The 22,569-nt window shown below is 70.5% G+C and carries 18 protein-coding genes; 6 read left to right on the forward strand and 12 right to left on the reverse strand.

The features are described from left to right. The first annotated feature begins 77 nt into the window (after nucleotides 1–77). On the forward strand, nucleotides 78–1,316 hold the full coding sequence (locus tag AC3ITN_RS10630) for an MFS transporter (protein ID WP_313341212.1): 1,239 nt from the start codon (nucleotides 78–80) through the stop codon (nucleotides 1,314–1,316). 240 nt (nucleotides 1,317–1,556) lie between these two features. On the opposite strand, the gene AC3ITN_RS10635 is transcribed toward AC3ITN_RS10630, so the two are convergent. Then, a complete protein-coding gene (locus AC3ITN_RS10635; RefSeq protein WP_489390458.1) occupies nucleotides 1,557–2,354 on the reverse strand; it encodes an AraC family transcriptional regulator in 798 nt (265 codons plus the stop codon). 94 nt (nucleotides 2,355–2,448) lie between these two features. On the opposite strand from AC3ITN_RS10635, the gene AC3ITN_RS10640 reads away from it, so the two are divergent. Further along, on the forward strand, nucleotides 2,449–3,177 hold the full coding sequence (locus tag AC3ITN_RS10640) for an SOS response-associated peptidase (protein WP_489390459.1): 729 nt from the start codon (nucleotides 2,449–2,451) through the stop codon (nucleotides 3,175–3,177). Nucleotides 3,178–3,183: 6 nt separating this feature from the next. Here the strand turns inward: AC3ITN_RS10640 and AC3ITN_RS10645 are convergent, their stop codons facing one another. From AC3ITN_RS10645 to AC3ITN_RS10660, 4 genes are all read right to left on the reverse strand, one after another. Continuing rightward, nucleotides 3,184–5,526 (reverse strand): GH92 family glycosyl hydrolase, encoded by a 2,343-nt coding sequence (locus AC3ITN_RS10645; protein WP_489390460.1) that lies wholly within the window; start codon nucleotides 5,524–5,526, stop codon nucleotides 3,184–3,186. 293 nt (nucleotides 5,527–5,819) lie between these two features. Beyond that, nucleotides 5,820–7,307, reverse strand: a complete 1,488-nt coding sequence (proP, locus tag AC3ITN_RS10650; protein WP_489390461.1) for a glycine betaine/L-proline transporter ProP — start codon at nucleotides 7,305–7,307, stop codon at nucleotides 5,820–5,822. Between the two features lie 285 nt (nucleotides 7,308–7,592). Beyond that, entirely contained in the window at nucleotides 7,593–7,916 is a 324-nt protein-coding gene (locus tag AC3ITN_RS10655; protein ID WP_489390462.1) for a thioredoxin family protein, read from the reverse strand. A gap of 7 nt (nucleotides 7,917–7,923) precedes the next feature. Then, nucleotides 7,924–8,337, reverse strand: coding sequence for a host attachment family protein (locus tag AC3ITN_RS10660; RefSeq protein WP_313341889.1), 414 nt, complete (start codon nucleotides 8,335–8,337; stop codon nucleotides 7,924–7,926). 186 nt (nucleotides 8,338–8,523) lie between these two features. On the opposite strand from AC3ITN_RS10660, the gene AC3ITN_RS10665 reads away from it, so the two are divergent. From AC3ITN_RS10665 to AC3ITN_RS10680, 4 genes are read left to right on the forward strand one after another with little or no spacing between them, the layout of a single operon-like run. Then, complete coding sequence (locus tag AC3ITN_RS10665) at nucleotides 8,524–9,201, forward strand: DUF3348 domain-containing protein (RefSeq protein ID WP_489390463.1); 678 nt, start codon at nucleotides 8,524–8,526, stop codon at nucleotides 9,199–9,201. 10 nt (nucleotides 9,202–9,211) lie between these two features. Then, nucleotides 9,212–11,614 (forward strand): DUF802 domain-containing protein, encoded by a 2,403-nt coding sequence (locus AC3ITN_RS10670; protein WP_489390464.1) that lies wholly within the window; start codon nucleotides 9,212–9,214, stop codon nucleotides 11,612–11,614. After that, nucleotides 11,611–12,264, forward strand: a complete 654-nt coding sequence (locus tag AC3ITN_RS10675) for an OmpA family protein (RefSeq protein ID WP_313341188.1) — start codon at nucleotides 11,611–11,613, stop codon at nucleotides 12,262–12,264. Before AC3ITN_RS10670 ends, AC3ITN_RS10675 begins: the two co-directional genes overlap by 4 nt. Next, a complete protein-coding gene (locus tag AC3ITN_RS10680) occupies nucleotides 12,254–12,847 on the forward strand; it encodes a DUF2894 domain-containing protein (RefSeq protein ID WP_489390465.1) in 594 nt (197 codons plus the stop codon). Before AC3ITN_RS10675 ends, AC3ITN_RS10680 begins: the two co-directional genes overlap by 11 nt. Here AC3ITN_RS10680 and AC3ITN_RS10685 read toward each other — a convergent pair. The 7 genes from AC3ITN_RS10685 to AC3ITN_RS10715 are packed head-to-tail and all read right to left on the reverse strand — an operon-like array spanning nucleotide 12,844 to nucleotide 22,536. Then, nucleotides 12,844–13,605, reverse strand: a complete 762-nt coding sequence (locus AC3ITN_RS10685; RefSeq protein WP_489390466.1) for a 2,3-dihydro-2,3-dihydroxybenzoate dehydrogenase — start codon at nucleotides 13,603–13,605, stop codon at nucleotides 12,844–12,846. The two genes, AC3ITN_RS10680 and AC3ITN_RS10685, sit on opposite strands and share 4 nt — an antisense overlap. After that, nucleotides 13,602–17,528 (reverse strand): amino acid adenylation domain-containing protein, encoded by a 3,927-nt coding sequence (locus tag AC3ITN_RS10690; RefSeq protein ID WP_489390467.1) that lies wholly within the window; start codon nucleotides 17,526–17,528, stop codon nucleotides 13,602–13,604. Before AC3ITN_RS10690 ends, AC3ITN_RS10685 begins: the two co-directional genes overlap by 4 nt. Beyond that, nucleotides 17,525–17,794, reverse strand: coding sequence for a phosphopantetheine-binding protein (locus AC3ITN_RS10695; protein WP_313341176.1), 270 nt, complete (start codon nucleotides 17,792–17,794; stop codon nucleotides 17,525–17,527). The genes AC3ITN_RS10690 and AC3ITN_RS10695 overlap by 4 nt, the downstream gene beginning before the upstream one ends. Beyond that, nucleotides 17,791–18,426, reverse strand: coding sequence for an isochorismatase family protein (locus AC3ITN_RS10700; protein WP_489390468.1), 636 nt, complete (start codon nucleotides 18,424–18,426; stop codon nucleotides 17,791–17,793). Before AC3ITN_RS10700 ends, AC3ITN_RS10695 begins: the two co-directional genes overlap by 4 nt. Next, on the reverse strand, nucleotides 18,426–20,078 hold the full coding sequence (locus AC3ITN_RS10705; protein ID WP_489390469.1) for a (2,3-dihydroxybenzoyl)adenylate synthase: 1,653 nt from the start codon (nucleotides 20,076–20,078) through the stop codon (nucleotides 18,426–18,428). The genes AC3ITN_RS10700 and AC3ITN_RS10705 overlap by 1 nt, the downstream gene beginning before the upstream one ends. After that, nucleotides 20,078–21,268, reverse strand: a complete 1,191-nt coding sequence (locus tag AC3ITN_RS10710; protein ID WP_489390470.1) for an isochorismate synthase — start codon at nucleotides 21,266–21,268, stop codon at nucleotides 20,078–20,080. Before AC3ITN_RS10710 ends, AC3ITN_RS10705 begins: the two co-directional genes overlap by 1 nt. Next, the gene (locus tag AC3ITN_RS10715; protein WP_489392914.1) at nucleotides 21,265–22,536 is read right to left on the reverse strand and encodes an MFS transporter; all 1,272 of its coding nucleotides are present in this window, start codon (nucleotides 22,534–22,536) and stop codon (nucleotides 21,265–21,267) included. Before AC3ITN_RS10715 ends, AC3ITN_RS10710 begins: the two co-directional genes overlap by 4 nt. Nucleotides 22,537–22,569 lie beyond the last annotated feature (33 nt).

Here is a 22,569-nt window from a genome sequence, read left to right on the forward strand (position 1 = left end):
CCCGGTCCAGGCTGGAGCACGCGCCGGCGCCTTGGACGCGTGGCCGGCCGGTGCCGCTGCTGTTGTCGAATGGTCCCATGCGCATAGAAACCCCGCCGTCCGCTTCGCCCGCCGTCCCTGTTTCGCCGGTAGTGCCCACCGCGTCCGACCCCGCCCACCAGGGGTTTGCGATCCGCATCGTCGGCGCCGCTGCGTTCGCGCACCTGCTCAACGACATGATCCAGGCCGTGCTGCCGGCCGTGTACCCGATGTTCAAGAGCCAGTTCGCGCTGAGCTTCGGCCAGATCGGCACCATCGCGCTGGTGTACCAGTTCACCGCGTCGCTGCTGCAACCCTGGGTGGGCATGTACACCGACAAGCGGCCGCTGCCCTACCTGCTGCCCTCCGGCATGATGGCCACCTTCGTCGGCATCGGCATGATGGCGATGGCAAGCAGTTACGAAATGCTGCTGCTGGCCGCCGCCGTGGTGGGCGTGGGTTCGGCCACGTTCCATCCTGAAGCATCGCGCGTTGCCCGCATGGCGTCCGGCGGGCGTTTCGGCACCGCGCAGTCCACCTTCCAGGTCGGCGGCAATACCGGCTCGGCCATCGGTCCGCTGCTGGCGGCGGCCGTGGTGATACCGCATGGCCAGCGCGCCATCGGCTGGTTCCTGCTGATCGCCGCCGTGGCCATCTTCGTGCTGTTCCGGCTGACCGGCTGGACCGTCCGCCACGGGCAGGCCAAGATGAACAGCCTGTCGCGCTCGCACGGGGTCGGCCTCAGCCGCGGCAAGGTGGTGCAGGCCATCGCCGTGGTCGCGGTGCTGATGTTCGCCAAGTTCGTGTACATCGCCTCGATCACCAATTACTTCACGTTCTACCTGATCGAGCGCTTCCACCTGAGCGTGCAGCAGAGCCAGATGTACCTGTTCGTGTTCCTTGCCTCCATCGCGCTGGGTACCTTCATCGGCGGCCCCGTTGGCGACCGGATCGGGCGCAAGGCGGTGATCTGGATTTCGTTCCTGGGCGTGGCGCCGTTCGCGCTCGCCCTGCCCTATGCCAACCTCATGGGGACGGCGGTGCTTGCGGTGGCCGTTGGGCTGGTAATGTCTTCGGCGTTTGCCGCGCTGGTGGTGTATGCGCAGGAGGCCGTGCCCGGCCGCGTGGGAATGGTGTCAGGGCTGATGTTCGGCCTGATGTTCGGCATTGGCGGCATCGGGGCTGCCGGGCTGGGCAAGCTGGCTGACATCCACGGCATCGTGTGGGTGTACCACCTGACCTCGTTCCTGCCGTTGCTGGGGTTGGCCACGGCGTTTTTGCCGAAGACGAAGCCGTAGGTTGCGTCGGGGTGTGAGGGGAGCCGGCCAGCGGCCGGCGATGCGGCGGCCTTGTTGCGGTGTGACGGGAGCCGGCCAGCGGCCGGCGATGCGTCGGCCTTGTTGCGGTGTGAGGGGAGCCGGCCAGCGGCCGGCACTACGCGGGAGCTGGACGGCGGCCGGCGATACGCGGGAACCGGCCAGCGGCCGGCGATATGTCGGCCTTGTTGCGGTGTGAGGGGAGCCGGCCAGCGGCCGGCACTACGCGAAGAATTGGCTGGGGAGCTGGCCGAAGCGCTTCTTGAACATGGCGGTGAAGGCGCTGGGGCTGGCGTAGCCCTGGGCGAGTGCGACGTCGATGACCTTGTCGCCGTGGGCGAGACGCTCCAGGGCGCGGACCAGGCGGATCTGCTGCCGCCATTGGCCGAAGGTCATGCCCAGTTCGCGCGCGCACAGGCGCTGGATGGTCTTCGCGTCCACGCCCAGGCGCTCCGCCCAGTCCTGCAGGGTGGAGGCATCATCGGGTGAGGCCTCCCAGTGCCGGATGATCTGCTGCAGGCGCGGGTCGGCCGGTTGTGGCACGTGCAGCGGAAGCACCGGCAAGGTCTGCAGCTCGTCCAGGATCAGCTGCATCAGGTGGCCATCGCGCGATTGCGCGACATACGGCTGTTCGACGTCGGCGGCGGCACCGATCAGCGCTGCCAGCAACGGGGTGATGGAGACCGTCGCCGCGCCCGTCGGTGCATCGGCCATGGCCTGCGGCAGGATGTACAGGCTGCGCATGCGCACCGCGCCAATGCAGCTCACCTTGTGGCCGATGCCCGCCGGCATCCAGATCGCGCGCGTGCTGGGCACTACCCATCGCCCGGCACCGGCCTGCACGACCAGCACGCCCGAGGCGGCGTACACCAGCTGATGGCGATCAGGATGGTGGTGCAGCGGAATCACGGTGCCGGCGGCGTAGTCGCGGGCCCGGCACAGCACGGCGGACTCGGGACCCAGCGGCAGGCGCTGGCCGGCGGCGTCCACCGGCGGCCTGTCTTTTTTTCGATGGGGCATGGGCAGATACCGCGAAACAACCACCCCACGACTCTAGCGCCGCACGCGCCGGCGCTCAACCGCATGCTCACGGCGCACGTCCTACCCTCCGGGCATGCGTCGTTTCGCCCAAGCCATTGCCGAGCCGGAATCGGTCCCCGACGGACTGCCGCGCGCGCTCGCCGACGCCGTCGCCGCTGCGCCGGACCGCTACAACATCGGCAAGGGCTCGCCTGCCGCCGTGCTGGCGCGCAATGCCGATGGCGAGTTGATCGTGACCGACATGGTGTGGGGTCTGGTGCCGCGCTGGTCGAAAACCCCTGACACGCCCTACACCACCGTGACGGCGCGGCTGGACCGGGCGCCCGGCAGCCGCATCTTCGCCAAGGCCTGGTCCGAACGCCCCTGCGTGATCCCGATGACGGGGTACTACAAGCTCGATCGTCAGCGACGACCGCCGTGGCCGCTGTTCGTGCAGCGCGGTGATGGCCTGGCCCTGCTGGCGGCAGGCGTCTGGGAGCACTGGGAGGATGGCGAGGGGCACGCGATGGACTCCTTCAGCGTGCTCACCGCGCCCAACCGGGCCATCCCGGCACCGCTCACGCCCGATGGGCCGGTGTTCCTGCCGGCCGCGCTGGCGCTGGCCTGGCTGTCAGGTGCCGCCACCACGCCGGCCGAGCTGCGGGTACGCTCGCCCGCGCTGGAAGCCTACCCCGTCGGCCGCGCATTCCGTGACCTCAAACGCGACGACTACACGCTGCTGGAGCCCGTCGACCCGGATCTTGAAACGACATCGCCGCCCCCGATGGACGGGGACGGCGATGGGTGGGACGAGGACGGCTGAGCGGCGTCAGTGCGACATCGAATACGGCTGCTCGGCGCCCTGCCCCGGCCACGCCGTGTTGGGTTCGGCCTGCAGTGTGAAGTGCAGTTCGCCACCGGCCAGGATCTCCGCATGGCGCAGGAAGGTGCGATTCAACGGCTTGCCATTGAGCGTCACGGAACCCACATATTCGTGGCCCTTGCCCATACCGTCCGTGGTGATGCGGAAGGTCTTGCCGTTGGGCAGGTTCAGCACCGCCTTGGGCAGGAACGGACGGCCAATGATGTACTCGCCGCTGCCCGGCGCGACCGGATAGAAGCCCAGCGCGGTGAACACATACCAGGCCGACATCTGGCCCAGGTCGTCGTTGCCGGCCAGGCCATCGGGGCGGTCGGCGTACTGGGTGTCCATGATCTGCTTCAGTCGCGCCTGCGCGCGCCACGGCTGGCCCGCATACGAATACAGGTAGGCGACGTGGTGGCTCGGTTCGTTGCCGTGCGCGTACCAGCCGATCAGGCCGGTGATGTCTTCCATGTGTTCGAAGATGGACGGATCGACCTTGGCGTCGAATACCGCGTCCAGCCGCGCCAGCAGCGCGTCGGCGCCACCGTGCACGGCGGCCAGGCCTGCGACGTCCTGCGGCACGTACCACGAATACTGCCAGGCATTGCCTTCGGTGTAATCGGTGCCGTAACCGCTGGCACTGGGATCGAACGGGGTGCGGAAGCTGCCGTCGCGCTTGCGGGCGCGCATGAAGCCGGTCTCGGCATCGAACGCATTGCGCCAGTTGCCGGCGCGCTTGTCGAACTCGGCGGCCACCTCGGTCCTGCCCATGGCCGTGGCCATGCGGGCGATGGTCCAGTCGTCGAACGCATATTCCAGCGTCTTGCTGGCGGCCTCGCCTTCCTCGTCGATCGGCACCCAGCCCAGCTCGCGGTACTGCGCGATGCCATCGTAAGGACCGTAGTTGGCGGTGGCGACCATGGCCTGCAGCGCCTTGTCGGCGTCAAAGCCGCGGATGCCCTTGACGTAGGCATCGGCGATCACCGGCACGGCGTGGTAGCCGATCATGCACCACGTTTCCTGGCCGTGGAACGCCCACACCGGCAGCATGCCGTACGGGCTGTTGTGCTGGTGCGCCAGCAGCGAATTGATCATGTCGCTGTTGCGCTGCTCCGGCTGCACCAGGGTCAGCAGCGGATGCAGCGCCCGGTAGGTGTCCCACAGCGAGAACGTCGAGTAGTTGGTGTAACCCTCGGCGCGATGCACGGCGTTGTCCGACCCGCGGTACTGGCCGTCGCTGTCCATGAACAGGGTTGGGCCGAGCAGGCTGTGGTACAGCGCGGTGTAGGCGCTGCGGCGGTCATGCGCGGGCGCCTCGATATCGAGCACCGACAGCGCCTGCTGCCACTGTGTGCGAGCATCGGCGCGGATGCGGTCGAAATTCTGATCCTTTGCCTCGGCATCGAGGTTGGCGATGGCGCCGGCCTCGCTCACGGACGAGATCGCCACGCTCACCACCAGCGGCGCATCGAGCTTGCCGAATTCAAACGTACCCACCAGCTGGCGCCCTTCGATCTGCGGGCGCTGTTCGGGGTTGTTCTGCCCCGGCGGCGGGAAACCCTTGTAGGCGATGTCGGTCTCGGTGTTGTGCAGCGCGTGGCCGGTGAGCGGACGCGAGAAGCGCATGGCGAAATACAGCTGCCGCCCCGGCGCCCAGCCGCGGGTCTCGCGGAAACCGGTCACGGTGCCGTCGTCGTGCAGGCGCAGGCGCGACCACAGGATCTTGCCCGGGTAGTCGTACAGGCTGGTGCGCAGGTCGAGCAGCACCTTGGCCGGCGCGCCCTTCGGATAGGTGTAGCGGTGCACGCCGGTGCGGGCGCTGGCGGTGAGTTCGGCGCGGACCTTGTAGTCCTGCAGCGTCACCGCGTAATAGCCCGGCTCGGCCTTCTCATCGGTGTGATCGAAGCGCGATGCGTAGCCGCTGCGCGGCTTTTCCGGGTCGCCACGCTCCAGGCCCGGGTCGCCGGTGAACGGCATCACCAGCACGTCGCCCAGGTCGGAGTGGCCGCTGCCGGAGAAGTGGGTATGCGAGAAGCCGACGATGCTGCTGTCGTCATGGCGGTAGCCGGCTGCCCAGTCGTACGCCTTCTCGCGCGGCTGGATGCGGGTGTCCGGGCTGAGCTGGACCATGCCGAACGGCACCGTCGCGCCCGGGTAGGTGTGACCCTCGCCCGCGGTGCCGATGAAGGGATCCACCGCGGCAAACGCACGTTCGCCTGCGGTTTGTGGGGCGCCCGATGCGCCTCCTGCGACCAGCATTGCACCCATGGCCAGTGCCGCCCAGCCCGACTTACCCGCTCTGCTCATTTGGATTTAGATCGATTCAAGGTGAACCGATCCTAGCATTGGTTCTCCCCGCGCCGCATGTTGCGGCGCGGGGTTGGTCGCGTGGATCAGGTTGGCAGGGGTTGCCACGCAACAGCATCATGCCCCGTTGGTGCGGATGGTCCCCGGGCGCGTGGCGACGCGTTCATCGCAATGGCGCCCGCTGATCATGGGGCGCGGCGTGGCACTACGTCACCGTTGCGTGGCGGTTGGCATGGGGATAGCCCGGGCAGTGGTGTCGGTTGGATTTCGGGGTCGCCACGCAGGGCGTGGCACTACGCGGGGGTGGGGTCGTTCGGCAGTGCCGGCTGGGGCAGCGTGGGCTGGGTGGCGTCTACGGTGACCGGCTCGTCGCTGCGCAGCAGCGCGTGCGCTTCGGCTTCGCTGGCCACGGCGGGCGGCGAACCCCGCAGCGGCAGGTTCGCGGTCTCGTTGACGAACAGCATGGTGATGATGCCGATGACCGCTGCACCCATCAGGTAGTACGCCGGCACCAGCGGATCGCCGGTGCGCTGCACCAGCCATGCGGTGACCAGCGGGGTGGTACCGCCGAACAGCGAGACCGACACGTTGAAGGCGATCGACAGCGCGCTGTACCGCACCGGGGTGTAGAACAGCGCCGGGAGTGTCGACGGCATCGAACTGGTGAAGCACACCAGCGCCAGGCCCAGCAGCATCAACCCGAGGAAGATCAGCCAGTCGTTGCCGCTGCCCACCAGCAGCAGGCACGGAATGGCCAGCGCGAACAGCGCGATGCAGGCGCCGATGATCATCGGCCTGCGCCCCAGGCGGTCGCTGAAGAACCCGCCCACCACGTTGAGCGGCATCATCACCAGCATCACGATGATGATCAGCAGCAGGCCCTTGCTCTCCGCATAGCCCATGGTCACGCTGAGGTAGCTCGGCATGTAGGTGAGCAGCATGTAGTCGGTGACGTTGAACACCAGTACCAGGCCCACGCACTTGAGCAGCTGCGGCCAATGCACGCGCAGCAGCGCGCCCAGCCCGGGGCGCTCGTGGTCGCGCTTCTCGGCTTCCTCGGCATACGCCCGGAACGCGGGCGTCTCTTCCAGCTTCATGCGCATGTACAGGCCCAGCAGGCCCAGCGGACCGGCCACCAGGAACGGAATGCGCCAGCCCCAGTCCAGCATCTGCGTGCTGCTCAACGCCATGTGCAGCGCGGTGACCGTCGCCGCACCGGCGATGTAGCCGCCCAGCGTGCCGAATTCCAGCCAGCTGCCCATCAGTCCGCGATTGCGGTCAGTGGAATACTCGGCGATGAACGTGGCCGCGCCTCCATACTCGCCACCGGTGGAGAAGCCCTGCACCAGGCGCGCCAGCAGCAACAATGCCGGCGCCCACATGCCGATGCTGGCGTAGGACGGAATCAGGCCGATGCTGAAGGTGCCCAGCGCCATCAGGATCATGGTGAATGCCAGCACTTTCTGGCGCCCGTATTTGTCGCCAAGCGGACCGAACACCAGCCCGCCGAGCGGGCGCACCAGGAAGGCGACGGTGAACGTGGCGAACGTGGCGATCAGCTGCGCGGTGGGGCTGCTGGCGGGAAAGAACACCTGACCCAGCGTCACGGCCAGGTAGCCATACACGCCGAAATCGAACCACTCCATCGCATTGCCGAGCGCCGCAGCCCCCACCGCCTTCTTCAACATGGGTCGGTCGACGACGGTGACTTCGTCAACCTGCATCTGGCGGCGGCGTTTGAACCAGCCGAAATGGGCATGTGCGGCATGCAGGTCCTGCATTGCTGTCTCCTGGGAGCGTGGTCACCACGTCGCCCGAGGCCCGCGCACGGCACGGGAAAGCAGCCGCCTCCGGAAGAACGCGGCACGATGCGCGAAGAAGGGGCTTCAACAGACGATCCCGGACGGCCGCGGGGACACAGCGGCGCTGCAGGAAGGATGACCGTGAGGCGGGCGATGGCCCGAGGCAAAGGTCAAGCGATGCATGTTAGCACATGCCGGAAATCCGGGCCTCCCCTGGCCATGCCTCCGCCGTAGAGCGACGCCCTGCGTCGCTGCTTCAACCCATCAACGTTCGCGCAGCGCCGTCAGTGCCAGCAGGTCATCCACGTCGCGCGGGCGCACCACGCGAGCCACTTCCCCGCCGTCGTGGAGCAGGATCAGCGTCGGCCACAGCGTGACCTGGAAGGAGCGCCCCAATGGGCGCCCCTTGCCATCCTCGATCTTGATGTGATCGGTCGCGTGCTCCGCCTGCCACTGCGCCACCACCGGCTGCGCACCCACGCAATGCGGGCACCATGGCGCCCCGAATTCCAGCAGCAGCCAGCCCGCGTGCGCGTCGATGGACGAGCGCAGCGGCTCCTGTACGGCGTAGTCGCGGGTGTACGCCATGCGGCGATCAGCTCAAGGCGCGCTGGATGTCTTCCAGCGGTGCGTTGGTCAGGTCCTTGGCGATGTCGCGCAGCAGCCGCGATTCGACTTCCTTGTGCAGCTGCGGGCGGATGTGGCCCAGGGTCTTCGGGTCGGCGATGAGGATGAGGTGGCTGTACCGGTTCTTGAGCGCGTCATCGTTCAACTGCTGCGCGAGCTGCTTGGCGAACGTGGCTTCGTTGAGCTGGGAGATGCTCATATCCTTGGGCACCGCGCCGGACGGGCCCTGGCCGGACACGCCCTGCGAACTGATGTCCTGGATCTGCAGTTCCTCGTGCTGCTTGAGCTGCAGCGTGCGTCCGTCGCCGACATTGGTGAAGACGCGGGCCGAGCCGCCGTCTGCCACGACGACCAGGGTACCTTCGGGGATCTGCTGCATGATGGTTGACTCCTTGAGGGGAAAAACGGGCGATGTCTTGACGCCCACCCCCACCGTAGGGAAGCGGATGTAAGCGCGGTGCATACGGGCGTGTGCAGCGCGTGTGGACGGGGCAGCGCAACCGGTCCAGGCCGCAACGCACGGGCATTCAGCAAGCCCGGCTGTCATTCCGGTGTAAAATTCGCTGTTTTGACCGGAACCATGGCGAAAAAGCAGCACCGCACGCCTGTCCCCGGCCCGCCCTTCATACGATTGCTGGCGGCGCTGGCCGACCGCAACGCCCCGCGCACCGGCCCGGACCTGTCCGATCGGCTCAGTCAGTGGATCGACTGGACCCGCGCGGTGGCCTTGTCGCGGGCGCTCGACGGACGCCTGCCGGCCCCGGTCGAGGCTGAACCGGCCCAGGCGGATGCGCTCGCGACCGAATGCGCGCGGGTCCGGGCGGTGCTGGTCGAGACCATCCGCCAGCCGTCGGAGGCCGGCAGGCCGGTCCCGGTCGACGCCATCGCCTACCGGCAGCGGTGCCTCACCGTGCAGCGCGCCATGCTCAGCGCCACCGGCCGCCTGCGCGGCCAGCTGCGCGACCGGCTTGCCGCTGAACCGGGCGAGCTGCCGCGGCTGGCCGAAGTGGATGCCGTGATGGAACAGGCGCTGAGCCCGCGCGAACAACAGCTGCTGGCGAGCGTGCCCGCCCTGCTCGGCGCGCATTTCGAGCGTCTGCGCGAGGACGCGGGCAGCAGCGAGGTCGATCCCGACAGCGGCTGGCTGCAGATATTCAGGAAAGACATGCAGGCCGTGCTGCTGGCGGAGCTGGATGTTCGTTTTCACCCCATCGAAGGCCTGCTTGCAGCGCTTCGCCCCCACTAACCGGGCTGTCATGTTCAGAACTCCTCTCTACGTTGTTGTCTTCCTCGCCGGCCTTGTCGCGGCGTGCTGGATCGGCGCCGGCTACGTCGGCTCCAACCCGGTCGGCCTGGCCATGGCGCTGCTGATCGCGGCCGCCTACTGCGCTGGCGCCCTGGAACTGCACCGCTACCGCCAGGCCACAGCCGGGCTGGTGCTGGCCGTGAACGAAGCCGCTGCTCCCCCGGCCACCCTGGGTGACTGGCTGGAACGCGTGCCGGCCGGCCTGCGCAACGCCGTGCGACTGCGCGTGGAAGGCGAACGCGTGGCCCTGCCCGCGCCCGTGCTGACCCCCTATCTGGTCGGCCTGCTGGTGCTGCTGGGCATGCTGGGCACGCTGCTGGGCATGATGGCCACCCTGCGTGGCACCGGCCTGGCGCTGGGCAGCGCCACCGACCTGCAGGCCATCCGCGGCTCGCTGGGCGCGCCCGTGGAAGGGCTGGCCGTGGCATTCGGCACCTCCATTGCCGGCGTCGCCACCTCGGCCATGCTGGGCCTGCTGTCCGCCCTGTGCCGGCGCGAGCGCCTGCTGGTGGTGCAGCAGCTGGACAGCCGCATCGCCACCACCCTGCACGTGCACTCGCAGGCCTGGCAGCGCACCGAAGCCTTCCGCCTGCTGCAGGCCCAGGCCGGCCTGATGCCGGCGCTGGTGGACCGGCTCGACGCAATGAGCGCGGCGATCGAGCAGCAGAGTGGCGCGGCCGGCGAACGCCTGTCGACCAGCCAGGCCACCTTCCACGCCCGTGCCGAGGCTGCCCATGAGCGCCTCGCCGGCGCCGTGCAGCAGGCCCTGCAGGACAGCGTGGCGCAGAGCGCACGCGCCGTGGGCGATGCGCTGCAGCCGATCATGGAAGCGACCATGGCCGGCATCGCGCGGCAGACCGCGGATCTGCAGGGCACCGTCGGCGACGCCGTGCGCGCACAGCTGGACGGACTGTCCAGCGGCTTCGAGGCCAGCCGCGTGGCAACGGCGGCCACCTGGAGCGCGGCGCTGTCCACCCAGCAGCAGGCCCACGCAACGCTGTCGGCCGAACTGCGCTCCACCCTGGCCACGCTCAGCGACCAGCACGACCAGCGGGCGGTGCAGCTGCTGGACACCCTGGCCGCCCGCCTCGATGCCAGCGTGGACGCGTGGACGCAGGCGCAGGACGCACAGCAGCAACGCCACGCCGCCCTCAGCGCCGACCTGCGCGCGACGCTGGACGGCTTCAGCCAGGCCCAGGGCGAGCACGGCACCGCCCTGCTCGATGCCGTCGGCGCCCGCCTGGACGCCACCGCCGGCCAATGGCAGCACGCACAGGCGGTACAGGCGCAGACCCATGCCGCCCTCATTGCCCAGCTGGATGGCGCACTGGCGCGTTTCAGCGACGCACACACGCAGCACGCCACCGCGCTGGTCGACACCCTGGCCGGGCGCATGGACGCCAGCGCCAGCGACAGCGCGCAGGCGTGGCGGGACGCGCTGCACGGCCAGCAGGCGGTGAATGCCGAGCTGGCCGAGCGCAACCAGCAGGCACTGGTGGCCGCCACCACCCACTTCGACACCCATGCGCGCGCGCTGGTGGATGGCCTGCAGTCGTCGCACGATGGCCTGCAGGACCGCCTGGAAGCACGCGATACGCAGCGCCTGGCGACCTGGAGCGACGCCTTCACGCAGCTCTCCGAGCGGCTGGGCCAGCAGTGGGCCGACAATGGCGCGCAGGTCGCCGCCAGCCAGCAGGCCGTCTGCGAGACGCTGTCGCGCACCGCGCATGACATCGGCACGCAGGCGCAGGCACATGCCGCCGAGACCATCAGCGAGATCTCGCGCCTGGTCACCCTCGCCTCCGAAGCACCCAAGGCCGCCGCCGACGTGGTCGCCGAGCTGCGCCAGAAGCTGTCGGACAGCATGGTCCGCGATACCGCCATGCTCGAAGAACGCAGCCGCCTGCTGGCCACGCTGGAAACGCTGCTGGACGCGGTCAACCATGCCTCCACCGAGCAGCGTACCGCCGTGGATGCCCTGGTCGGCACCTCCGCGGACCTGCTGGAACGGGTCGGCAGCCGCTTCACCGACCACATCGCCGCCGAGACCGGCAAGCTGGAAACGGTTGCCGCCCAGGTCACGGGCAGCGCCGTGGAAGTGGCCAGCCTGGCCGAGGCCTTCGGCACCGCCATGCAGAGCTTCGGCAGCGCCAGCACCGGGCTGGGCGAGCAGCTGCAGCAGGTGGCCGGCGCGCTGGACGCGTCGATGACCCGCAGTGACGAGCAGCTGGCCTACTACGTGGCGCAGGCGCGCGAAGTAGTGGACCTGAGCGTGCTCTCGCAGCAGCAGATCATCGAGGAGCTGCAGCAGCTGGCCGGGCGCCGCCGCAGCAGCGCGGCCGCCAGCGCATGAGCGACGAGATCGAACTCGATGGCGACGGCGACGCCGGCGCACCCATCTGGGCCGCCTTCGGCGACCTGATGTCGGTGCTGCTGGGCGCCTTCGTGCTGATCCTGGTCGGGGTGGTCGCGCTGCAGCTGGAGCTGTCGCACCGGCTGGACCAGGAAGTGGCGCAGCGCCAGGCCGAAGCCAAGCGCCGCCAGACGCTGGAACAGGCGCTGGCCGGCCCGCTCGCTGCCGGCCGGGTCACGCTGGTGGATGGCCGCATCGGCATCCGCGGCAGCGTGTTGTTCGCGCTCAACTCCGACCAGCTGCAGCCCGAAGGCCGCGAGCTGCTCAAGAGCCTGGCCGCGCCGCTGGCCGGTTACCTGTCCTCGCGCGAAGAGATCCTCATGGTCAGCGGCTTCACCGACGACCGCCAGGTGCGCGAGCGCAACCGGCAGTTCGCCGACAACTGGGAACTCTCGGCCGAGCGCGCCCTGACCGTGACCCGCACCCTGATCGCCGAAGGCGTGCCGTCCGGATCGGTGTTCGCCGCCGCGTTCGGCGCCGAGCAGCCGGTCGGCTCCAATGCCGACGAGGAAGGCCGCGCACGCAACCGGCGCGTGGAGATGGCTCCGATCCCGCGCCCGACGCCGACCGTGGCGGGCGATGGACGGTAACCGCCCCGCCGCCGACGACCGCCTCGCACAGTGGCGGGCACAGCAGCTGGATCATCACGATCCGGTGCAGTTTGCGTTCCTGGAGGCGCTGCAGCGTCGCGCGCAGGCGTCCCACGGTGCGCTGCGCCGGGTCCTGGACGCACGCCTGGGGACACTGCTTGACGCGCACGCCGCGCGCCTGGCCGCCTCGGCCGCTGCGCCGGTGTCCGTGGCCACTGCCGCCACGATGGATTCACTGGCGACACTGGGCGCAGCGCGCAGCACGCAGGCATCGACCTACCCCGCGCTGCCCGCGCTGGCGCAGTTCCGCACCCTGTGGGCACAGCTGCGCACCGCCGGCCAGGTGCGCCAGACGCTGGCGCAGAGCCCCAGCGATGGCGGTCCGTTGAATTCCAGCGTGCTGGTCCATCGCACCATCGGCTGGATGGGCGACGTCTCGCCGGCCTACCTCGAGCACTTCCTGGCCTACGTCGACAACCTCGCCTGGCTGGAGCAGATGCAGCAGCGTGGCACCCTGCCCAGCCGCGACAGCGCGCCGGGCCGGGCACCGGCCAAGCCGCGCCGGGCACGCAGCCCGCGCTAGCCGCGCAGCGTGGCGCCGCCGTCCACGTACAGATCGCTCATCGCGATGTGACCGGCCTGGTCGGACAACAGGAACATCACCGCCTGCGCGATGTCGTCCGGCGTGGCCAGTTTGCGCAACGGAATGCCGGCCTTGTAGGTCGATGGGGTGCCGTCGATGACCCGCTGCGCGCCGTCGTCGTCGGTCCACATGCCGGTCTGCATCGGCGTCAGCGTCGATCCGGGCGCCACGATGTTGCAGCGGATGCCGTGCGGGGCCAGTTCCAGGCCCAGGCAGCGGGTGAACATGGTCGCGGCCGCCTTCGACGCGGCGTACGCCGCCATGCCGTGGCGCGGAACACCGGCGGCGTTGGAGCTGACGGTCACGATGGCACCCGTGCCGCGCGGCGTCATCACCCGCGCCAGCGCCCGGCCGAGATGGAACACTCCGTCGGCGTTCACCGCGAACACGCGCCGCCAGTGCGCATCGTCGATGCGGGTCACCTCGCCCACCTGCAGCAGGCCGGCCACGTTCACCCCGAAACCGATCGGTCCGAACGCCGCTTCCACCTCCGCCACCCGCGCATCCACCGCCGCCGCGTCGGTCACGTCGAGCGCGCGCGCATGCAGTCGGGGATGGTCGGGCAGCGCAGGCGCGTGCACGTCGGTGGCAATGACGGTGCAGCCACTGTCCAGCAGCTGGCGCACCAGCGCCGCACCGATACCGCCGCCCGCGCCCGTGATCAGCGCCACGGTGTCCTGGAATCCGGTGAGTTTCATGTTCTGTTGTCCTGTGGAATGGCGTCCCGCTGCTGCAACCGTGCCGACAACCACGGCGCGAGCTGCGCCACGGCGTCGCGGCCGGTCAGTTCTGCGTGCAGGAAGGCCAGCGGCAGCGCCTCCACGTGCGTGGCGTGCGGCTGCCACAGCGCCGACTGCAGTTGCGGGCGCTGTACGTGATCGTTGGCGGCGCGCACATGGACCAGTTCGCCGTCGTAGTGGCGGTGGTGGTGCGCGCGGATCAGGCGGTTGGTGCCGGTCACCGCCCGCACCACGCCGTCGAGCACCGCGTCGGGCAGATTGCCCAGCGCGCTGTCGCCGCGGCGCAGGAAGGCCACGATGCGTTCGCGGCTGTCCAGGTCCGGATGGGCGTCCGGGTCGTGGCCGGCGATGGCCAGCAGGGCGCGCAGCGCGGCAATGGGATCGGGCTCGGGCTCGGCCCGCCAGCACTCGCTGGGATACGCATCCAGCAGCACCAGCAGCCCGACCTCGCGCTGCAGCGCCTGCAGCTGCACCGCGATGGCCTGCGCGATGATGCCGCCCACCGACCAGCCCAGCAGGTGGACCGGCCCGCTTGGCTGCTGCACCACGATCCGCGCCACGTACTCCGCGGCCAGCGCATCGATGCTGTCCGGCAACGGCTGTGCGGGATCGAGTACGGGTGACTGCAGGCCGTGCACGTCGCGCGACGGCTGCAGCGCCCGCGCCAGCGCACGGTAATTCCAGGCGATGCCCCCGGCGGGATGGATCACGAACAGCGGCGCCCTGCCCGCCTCGCCGCGCGCCAGCGCGATCATCGGCGCGAGCCCGTGGTCGGTGTCCTGCGGCGGGGCATCCAGCCGCGCGGCCAGGCCGGCCACGGTCGGCGTGGCGAACACCGCCCCCAGTCCCGGGTCGCGCTGCCAGCGCTGCTGGATGGCCAGCAGCAGGTGGACCGCCGACAGCGAGTCGCCGCCCAGGCGGAAGAAATCGGCGTCGGCGGTGACCGTCGCCGGCAGGCCCAGCACCTGCTGGAACAACCCGGCGATCGCGTGCTCGCTGGGCGTGGCCGGCAGTCGGCCGGCCGCTGCGGCCATGTCCGGCGCGGGCAACGCGGCGCGGTCAAGCTTGCCATTGGCGGTGACCGGCCACGCCTGCAGCACCACCACGGCGGCCGGCACCATGTAATCCGGCAGCTGCTGGACCAAGGTGCGCCGCAGCGCCTGCGGGTCCAGTGCGTCGCCCGACACATACGCCACCAGGCGTGGCGCAACGCCTGCGTCGTTCGCGCGCAGCACCACCTCGGCACGCACCACGCCAGACGCGCCACGCAGCGCCGCCTCGATCTCGCCCAGTTCAATGCGCAGGCCGCGCAGCTTGACCTGGTGGTCGCTGCGGCCCAGGTAGTCCAGCGCGCCGTCATCGCGCCAGCGCGCCACGTCGCCGGTGCGGTACAGGCGGCCTCCGCGTACGTGCGGGTCGTCGAGGAAGCGCTCGGCGGTCAGGTCATCACGGCCCAGGTAGCCGCGCGCCAGCTGTACACCGCCCAGGTACAGCTCGCCGGGCACGCCCGCCGGCACTGCACGCAGGCGCGCATCCAGCACGTACAGCCGCGTGTTCCAGACCGGATGCCCGATCGGCACCGGGTCGGAGCGGTCGTCGCGGAGGGCCGGCCACGCACTGACATCCACCGCCGCTTCGGTGGGGCCGTACAGGTTGTGCAGTTCGGCGTGCACGTGTGCGTGGAAGCGGTCGCGCAGCGACGCGTCCAGCGCTTCGCCGCTGGTGAACACCCGGCGCAGCGCCAATCCGTGCGTCTCGGGTGCCTGCAGCCATGCGTCCAGCATGGACGGCACGAAATGCAGCGTGGTGATGCGCTCGGCATGGACCAGCCGGGCCAGTGCCTGCGGATCGCGATGCAGCCCCGGCGCGGCGATCACCAGCGTGGCGCCCGTGATCAGCGGCAGGAAGAATTCCCACACCGACACGTCGAAGGTGGCCGGCGTCTTCTGCAGGATGCGCTCGTCCGCGCCGATGCCGTAGTGGCTGCGCATCCACAGCAAGCGGTTGACGATCGCCCGATGCTCGATCAGCACTCCCTTGGGCGCGCCGGTGGACCCGGAGGTGTAGATGACATAGGCCGCGTCCTGCGGCTGCACCGCATCGACCAGGTCCGCCTCGCCCTGCACCGCCCACTGCGACGGAGGCAGTACCGTCGTGCCGGCGAAGCGGGCGGCGTCGGCGACGTCGGCCAGCACGCACACGGGCTGTGCGGAGGCGACGATGCGGGCCAGCCGTGCGTCCGGATGGCCCAGGTCCACCGGCAGGTAGGCGCCCCCTGCGCGCAGCACGGCGACCAGCGCCACCAGCAGCGACAGCGAACGCGGCAGCGCCACCACCACGGTGGACTCGCGGCCCACGCCCAGCGCCTGCAGCTGCAGCGCCAGTGCCCGGCTGCGCTGTTCAAGCCCGGCATAGCAGAGCGTCTGTCCCTCGAACACCAGTGCGGTGGCCTGCGGCGTCGCGGCCATGCGCTCGAGCAGCAGGCGCACCAGCGAGACATCCGGCACGGCATGGTCAGTGGCGTTGATCTCATGCAGCCAACGCCGCGCCTCCGCCGGCGTCGCCAGGGCGATCTCGCCCATCGTGCCGCCCTGCGCATGCACGGCCAGTGCCGTCGACACGAAGTGCAGCAGCCGCGTGGCGTGCGCGTGCAGCGACGGCAGCGCATGCAGCGCCGGGTTCGCCTCGATTTCCAGCTCCAGCCGCACCGCGCCATCGCCACGGAAGCCGATGTTGATGTCGTCCACCGGGCCGGTGCACAGCACCTCCAGCTGCGCGGCAAGCTCCTGCCACGGCAGCGGCCGGTAGAACGGCTGTACGTTGACCAGCGGGCCATGCAGGCGCTGCTGCGGCCCGGTCCAGCCGAGATCGCGGCGCAGCTGCTCGCCCCGGTAACGGCCATGCCGGCGCCCGCGCACCAGGGCACGTGCGGTGTCGCGCACGAACTCCGCCACGCTGCCGGTGTCGTTGCCGCGCACGCGCAGCGGCAGCACGTTCATCACCATCGCCGGCACGCGTGCCGACGGACTGCCCAGCCGCCCCATGAACGGCACCCCCAGCACCACTTCGTCGCGCGCCGCGAACCGTCGGCAATACTCACCCGCCAACGTGGCGAGCAGGTCCGGCCAGGGTTGGCCGATCGACACGGCGGCCGCCTGCAGGCGCTCACGCAGCGCCGGCTCGATCTTGCGCACCAGGCGCAGCGCATCGGCCGACGCGGCGGCATTGCCGCCGACCAGCGTCTCGCCGGGCGCGGCACCCTGCAGGTAGTCCTGCCAGTACGCGGCATCGGTCGCGCGGCGCTCGCTGCAGCGGTACTGCGCGTCTTCCTGCACCACGGGCAGCAGCGGCTGCAGTGCCTCGGGCGCTGCATCGCCGGCATACAGCGCGCAGACCCGCGCGCTGAGCAGCGCCATGCCGTAGCCATCGGTGGCCAGGTGGTGCACGCGCAGGTACCAGGCGAACCGCTTCGGACCCAGCACGAACAGGCGTTGCTGGGCGATCCGGTCACGGCACGGGTCCACCGCGGTGAGGCGATCGTGGCGCATGGCCTGGCGGGCGGCGCTGTCCGGGTCGGGCGCGTCCGAGAAATCCACCAGCAGCAGCCGTGGGCAATGCGCCGGGTCCAGCCACTGCCGCGGCTGGCCGTCTGCGTCTTCGCCGAAGCGCAGCCACATCGCCTGCGCTTCCGCCGCCGCGGTATCGGCGGCCATCACGAAACGCCGCACATCCAGCACACCTTCGAACCAGACCACGTGCGCGGTGTTGAACGCGGCGGGCGCGGCCGCCAGCCGCTGGGCGTACCACAGCCCGGACTGCGCCTCGCTCAGCGCGTGCCGTTCGCCCACCTCGGCCGTCACCGCCGCCGCCTGCGCATTCATGCGTTGGACGCGCTGCGTGCCTGCAGCTGCTGCACCACCTGCCACCAGCCCGCCAGCGTGGTGTGCTCGGCCAGGTGGCCGAACTCCAGCGCGATGCCGGTGTTGCCCCAGGCCAGCACCAGCCCGAGCACGCGCATGGAATCCAGCCCCAGGTCCATCAGGTGGTCATCGTCGCCCACGGCGTCGGGGGCCTCGCCGAGCATGCCGGCGATATCGGCGCGCATGCGCGCCAGGGTGAGGGGTGCGAGGTCTGAATCGTGTGTCATGCCAGGTGCTCCAGCAGCTGTTCGGTGGTCAAGGGCACGCCACAGGTGCGCGCGATCCACTGCAGCGCCTGGTCGTGGTCGACACGCGAGAAGTCCGCCACTGCGTCGGCGGCGATGAAGGCCTCGATATCGCGCTGGAACGCCTCGGCGACCGTCGCAGTGCAGCCGATGTGCGCATAGACGCCGGTCACCAGCAGCTGGTCGCGGCCGCGCGCACGCATCAGCGTGTCCAGGTTGCTGCGCTGGAACGCGCTGTAGCGGTGCTTGACCAGCACGTGGTCGGCGGCGGTGGGTGCCAGTGCATCGATGATCGCCTCGTGTTCGGCGCCACTGCGCATGCCCGGCCCCCACAGGTCGGCCTGCAGGCCACGGTCGCGGCGATCCTGGTTGCCGCGCTGGGCGGTATAGAACACCGGGATCTCGTGCGCGCGGCAATGGGCGATCAGCCGGGCGATGTTGGCCACCGCCGGTGCCAGCGGCGCGGCGTCGGCGGCGAACGCGGCCAGGAAGTAGCGCTGCATGTCGTGCACCAGCAGCGCGATCCGCTCGCGCCGGGGCTGCCAGGGGCCGCGCGGCGCGGGTAGTTCGACCGCGGTGGGCAATGGATAGGCGGAAATCGTGGGCAGCGCCATCAGCGCGGTTCTCCTGTCTGTTCGATGAAACGTTCGCGCAGCTGTGCGCGCAGTTCGCGGCGGCTGATCTTGCCCACCGCCGTGGTGCCGAAGGCCTCAACGAAGACCACCTGGTCGGGGACCTTGAACGCCGCCAGGCCACGCCCCCGCACCCATGCCTTCAGACTGGCCGCAGTGGGTGGGTCGCCGCGGGCGATCACGAACGCGCAGCTGCGTTCGCCCAGGTAGGCGTCCGGCATGGACACCACCGCCGCATCGAAGACGCTGGCGTGGGCCAGCAGGTGGTCCTCGATTTCCTCGGCGGAGATCTTCTCGCCGGCCCGGTTGATGTGGTCGCCGGCGCGTCCCTGCACCACCAGGTAGCCGCCGGGCAGCTGCTGCACCCTGTCACCGGTGCGGTAGAAGCCATCCTCGGTGAACGCCCGCGCATTGGCCCCGGGATCGTTGTGGTACCCGCGGATCGTGTACGGCCCGCGCGTCAGCAGATGCCCGATCTCGCCTTCCGCGACCGGATTGCCGTGGTCGTCCAGCACCAGCACTTCGTCATCGGCCGAGATCGGGCGGCCCTGGGTGTTGATCACGCAGTCCAGCGGATCGTGCAGGCGGGTGTAGTTGACCAGGCCTTCGGCCATGCCGAACACCTGCTGCAGGCGACAGCCCAGCCCGTCGATCACGCGGCGCGCCGCCTCCGGCACCAGCTTGGCGCCGCCCACCTGGACCACCGCCAGGCTGGAGAGGTCGTGCGCGGTATTCGCCGCCGCCTGTGCCCACAGCAGCGCCAGCGGCGGAACCAGGCCCACGCAGGTGACCCGCTCGCGGGCGATCAACGGGAACGCCACGTCGGGCCCCGCGCCGGGGCTGAGCACCACCCGCGCGCCGGCGTACAGCGCGCCGAAGAAGCCGGGCGAACTCATCGGGAAGTTGTGCGCGGCCGGCAGCGCGACCAGGTAGACGCTGTCGCGGCCGATCGCGCAGATCTCGTTGCTGGCGCGGAACGAGTACAGGTAATCGTCGTGGGTGCGCGGAATCAGCTTGGACAGCCCGGTGCTGCCGCCCGACAACTGCAGGAACGCCACCGACTGCGGATCCGGATCCGGCGGCAGGCGGGCCGCGTCGCCCGCCAGTGCGGACACGGCGACGAACTCGGCGGCATCGCCCACGATCAACACGTGGCGCAGCGCGGGAATGTCCGCCTGCAGCTGGCGCGCCAGCGTGCGGTAATCGAATCCTTCAACGGCGGCGCCGGCGATATAGGCATTGGCCTCGGCCTTGCGCAGCACATGCGCCACTTCGGTGAAGCGGTGCGCGGGGAGCGCATAGACCGGGATCAGTCCGGCGCGGAACAGCCCGCAGACCACGCTGACGAAGTCGACGGTGTTGCCCAGCTGCACCACCACGCGGTCGCCGGGCACCAGGCCCTGCGCCAGCAGCCCGGCGCCGATCCGCCCCGCCTCGGCCCACAGCCGGGCGTAACTCAGCCGCGTGTCGCCGCCGACCACGGCGATGTCGTCGGCGTACTGCGCCGCGCGCTCGCGCAGGAAGCCGGGGAAGGTCTCGCCACGCCAGTAGCCGGCAGCGCGATAACGCGCCACCAGCGCAGGTGGCCAGCTCTGGCGCAGCGGCATGCGCGGCGGCGCGGGTACAGGATGCATCACGAACTCCCGGTCTCGATCAGGGGGGCGGCGTCGGCGCCCAGCGCCGTCAGCAGCGCCGCGAACTTGGCGGCCGTTTCGGCCACCTCCAGTGCCGGCTCGGAGCCGGCCACGATGCCGGCGCCGGCAAATACACGCGCCTGCGTGCCCTGCACGTGCGCGCAGCGGATCGCCACGTACCAGTCACCATCGCCGTGCGCGTCCATCCAGCCCACCGCGCCGGCGTAGAACCCACGCGGCACCGGCTCCAGCGCGCGCAGCGTGTCCAATGCCCGCGCGCGCGGCGTGCCGCAGACCGCCGGCGTGGGATGCAGTGCGGCCAACAGCGTCGCCACCGGCGTGGCAGGGTCGCGCAGGGTCGCCTCGATCCGGGTGCCGAGGTGCCACATGGTGTCGGTGGCCTGCAGGCCCGGGCGTGGCGCGGCATCGATCCGCACGCACCACGGCGCCAGCGCGTCCACGATCGCCTCCACCACATGGCGGTGTTCGTCGTGATCCTTGCCGGAGGCCAGCAGGTCCTGCGCGACCTGCGCATCCTCGGCGGGATCGGCCCGCCGCCGCGCGGAGCCGGCCAGCGGGTGCGACAGCACCTGCACACCGCGGCGCGATACCAGCAGCTCCGGGCTCGCCCCCACCAGCCAGGCCGGCGCCTCACCGGCCACCGCCGGCAGCGGCATCAGGTAAGTGGTGACGCTGGGATCGCGCCCCAGCCGCGCCGCGATGTCGCGCGGGTCCAGCATCTCGGCCGCCTGCACGCGCAGTGTGCGTGCCAGCACGACCTTGGCCAGGCCCGCCGGGTCGGCGCGCAGCAGGTGCAGCGCCTGGTCCACCGTGTCGGCGTACACCGCTGCGCTCGGCTCGGCGACGACCGAACCGTTGAACCGCGCGGGCGGCGCGGCTTCGCTCGCGGCGGCGGCAAGCCACTGCGGCTGGTGCAGCGCATCGTGCGCGTCAGGATCGAACGGCAGCATGCCCACCAGCAGCGCCGGTGCGTGCCGTGGCGTGGTGAAGAAAGCCTGCACCCGCGCGGACAGGCTCGCCGTGCCGCCGCGCGGCAAGCGCGCACGGCAGCCGCGCGCATCCAGCGTGTGCCCCGGCATGCGCAACAGGAACTGCAGCGTAGCGGTCGCTTCGGTGGCTTCGGCAGCGGCGGCGTCGTGCGCGGCCGCCTGGCGCAGCGTGTCGTTCATCGTGCGCTCCGGCCGTGCAGGCTGGCCGCGAGGGCAAGCGCACCGAGCACGCCCCCGACCAGCAGGTACGGAGCGCTGGGGGCGGCACGGTACAGCAGCGTGCCCAGCATCGGGCCGATCACCATGCCCAGCCCCTGCACCGACGCCACGGCACCGGCGGCAGCGCCCTGTTCGTGCGCCTCGACCGCGTCGGCCGCGAGCGCCTGGAACGAGGGAAACACGAAGCCCATGCCGAACGCGGCCACCGCGTAGGTCGCCAGCAGTTGCCAGGGCACGTGCACCAGCGCCACCGCGGCGAAGCCGGCACCGGCGATCAACGCACCGATGGCGATCCAGCGCTGCGGGGGCACGCCCTTGAGCTTCACCACCAGCAGCTGCGCGACGATCAGCCCCACCCCGACGGCGGTCAAGGCGAGCCCGGCCATGCGCGCCCCTTCGGCGGGTGCAAGACCCAGGCGGTCGATCGCGAAGAACCCCACCGTGACCTGCGCGGTGGTGACCGAGATCATCGCTGCGAACACCGCCATCACCGGCAGCCGCAGGCGCGGATCGAACCAGGCCAGGCGTGGCCGCGCAGCGCTGCCCGGCGCCACCGCGGGCGCCGTTGCAGGCAGGCGCCAGGCAATCACCAGCAGCGCCAGCACCGGCAGCAGCGCGGCGACGTACAGCGTCAACGCCAGATGGTGGAAGGCCACCCACCCGGCGGCCGCCGGCCCCACCACCATGCCCACGGCGTTGGCGGTGCCGAGCTTGGCCATGGCTGCGGCACGCTGCCCGGGCGCGGCTTCATCGGCGACCAGCGCCGCCGCGGTGGGCGGCACGGCGGCATAGAACAGGCCGACCAGCGCGCGCAGGCCGACCAGCGCCAGCACCGACACCCACAGGGCCGGCGGTGACTGCAGCGCGGTGTCGACGAACACCGCCAGCGCGATGTAGATGAGCGCATAGGCCGCGAGCGCGATCAGCAGCACGCGCCTGCGTCCGATGCGGTCGCTCAGTGCGCCCCAGCGGCGCGCCGACAGCATCCACAACACGCCGGCGGCCGTGACCGACAGACCGGCAGCCCACTCGGACAAGCCCAACAGACGCACCACCGGCCCGATGACCGCGACAAACGCCATCATCGCCATGGTGCCGACCAGGGCGGCGAAGACCAACGCCGGCACGGCGGAAACAACGGGAATTGAGCGCATGAGATACCACGACCGATCAGGAAGGAGCGCGCACCGCGCAGACGCGCGGGCGTTCGTTGATTCGGCTTCGTCGATTCGGGATCGGCGTGGCTATCCCGTCAAATGATA

The sequence above is a fragment of the Stenotrophomonas sp. KH_036_B genome (genome assembly GCF_057839485.1).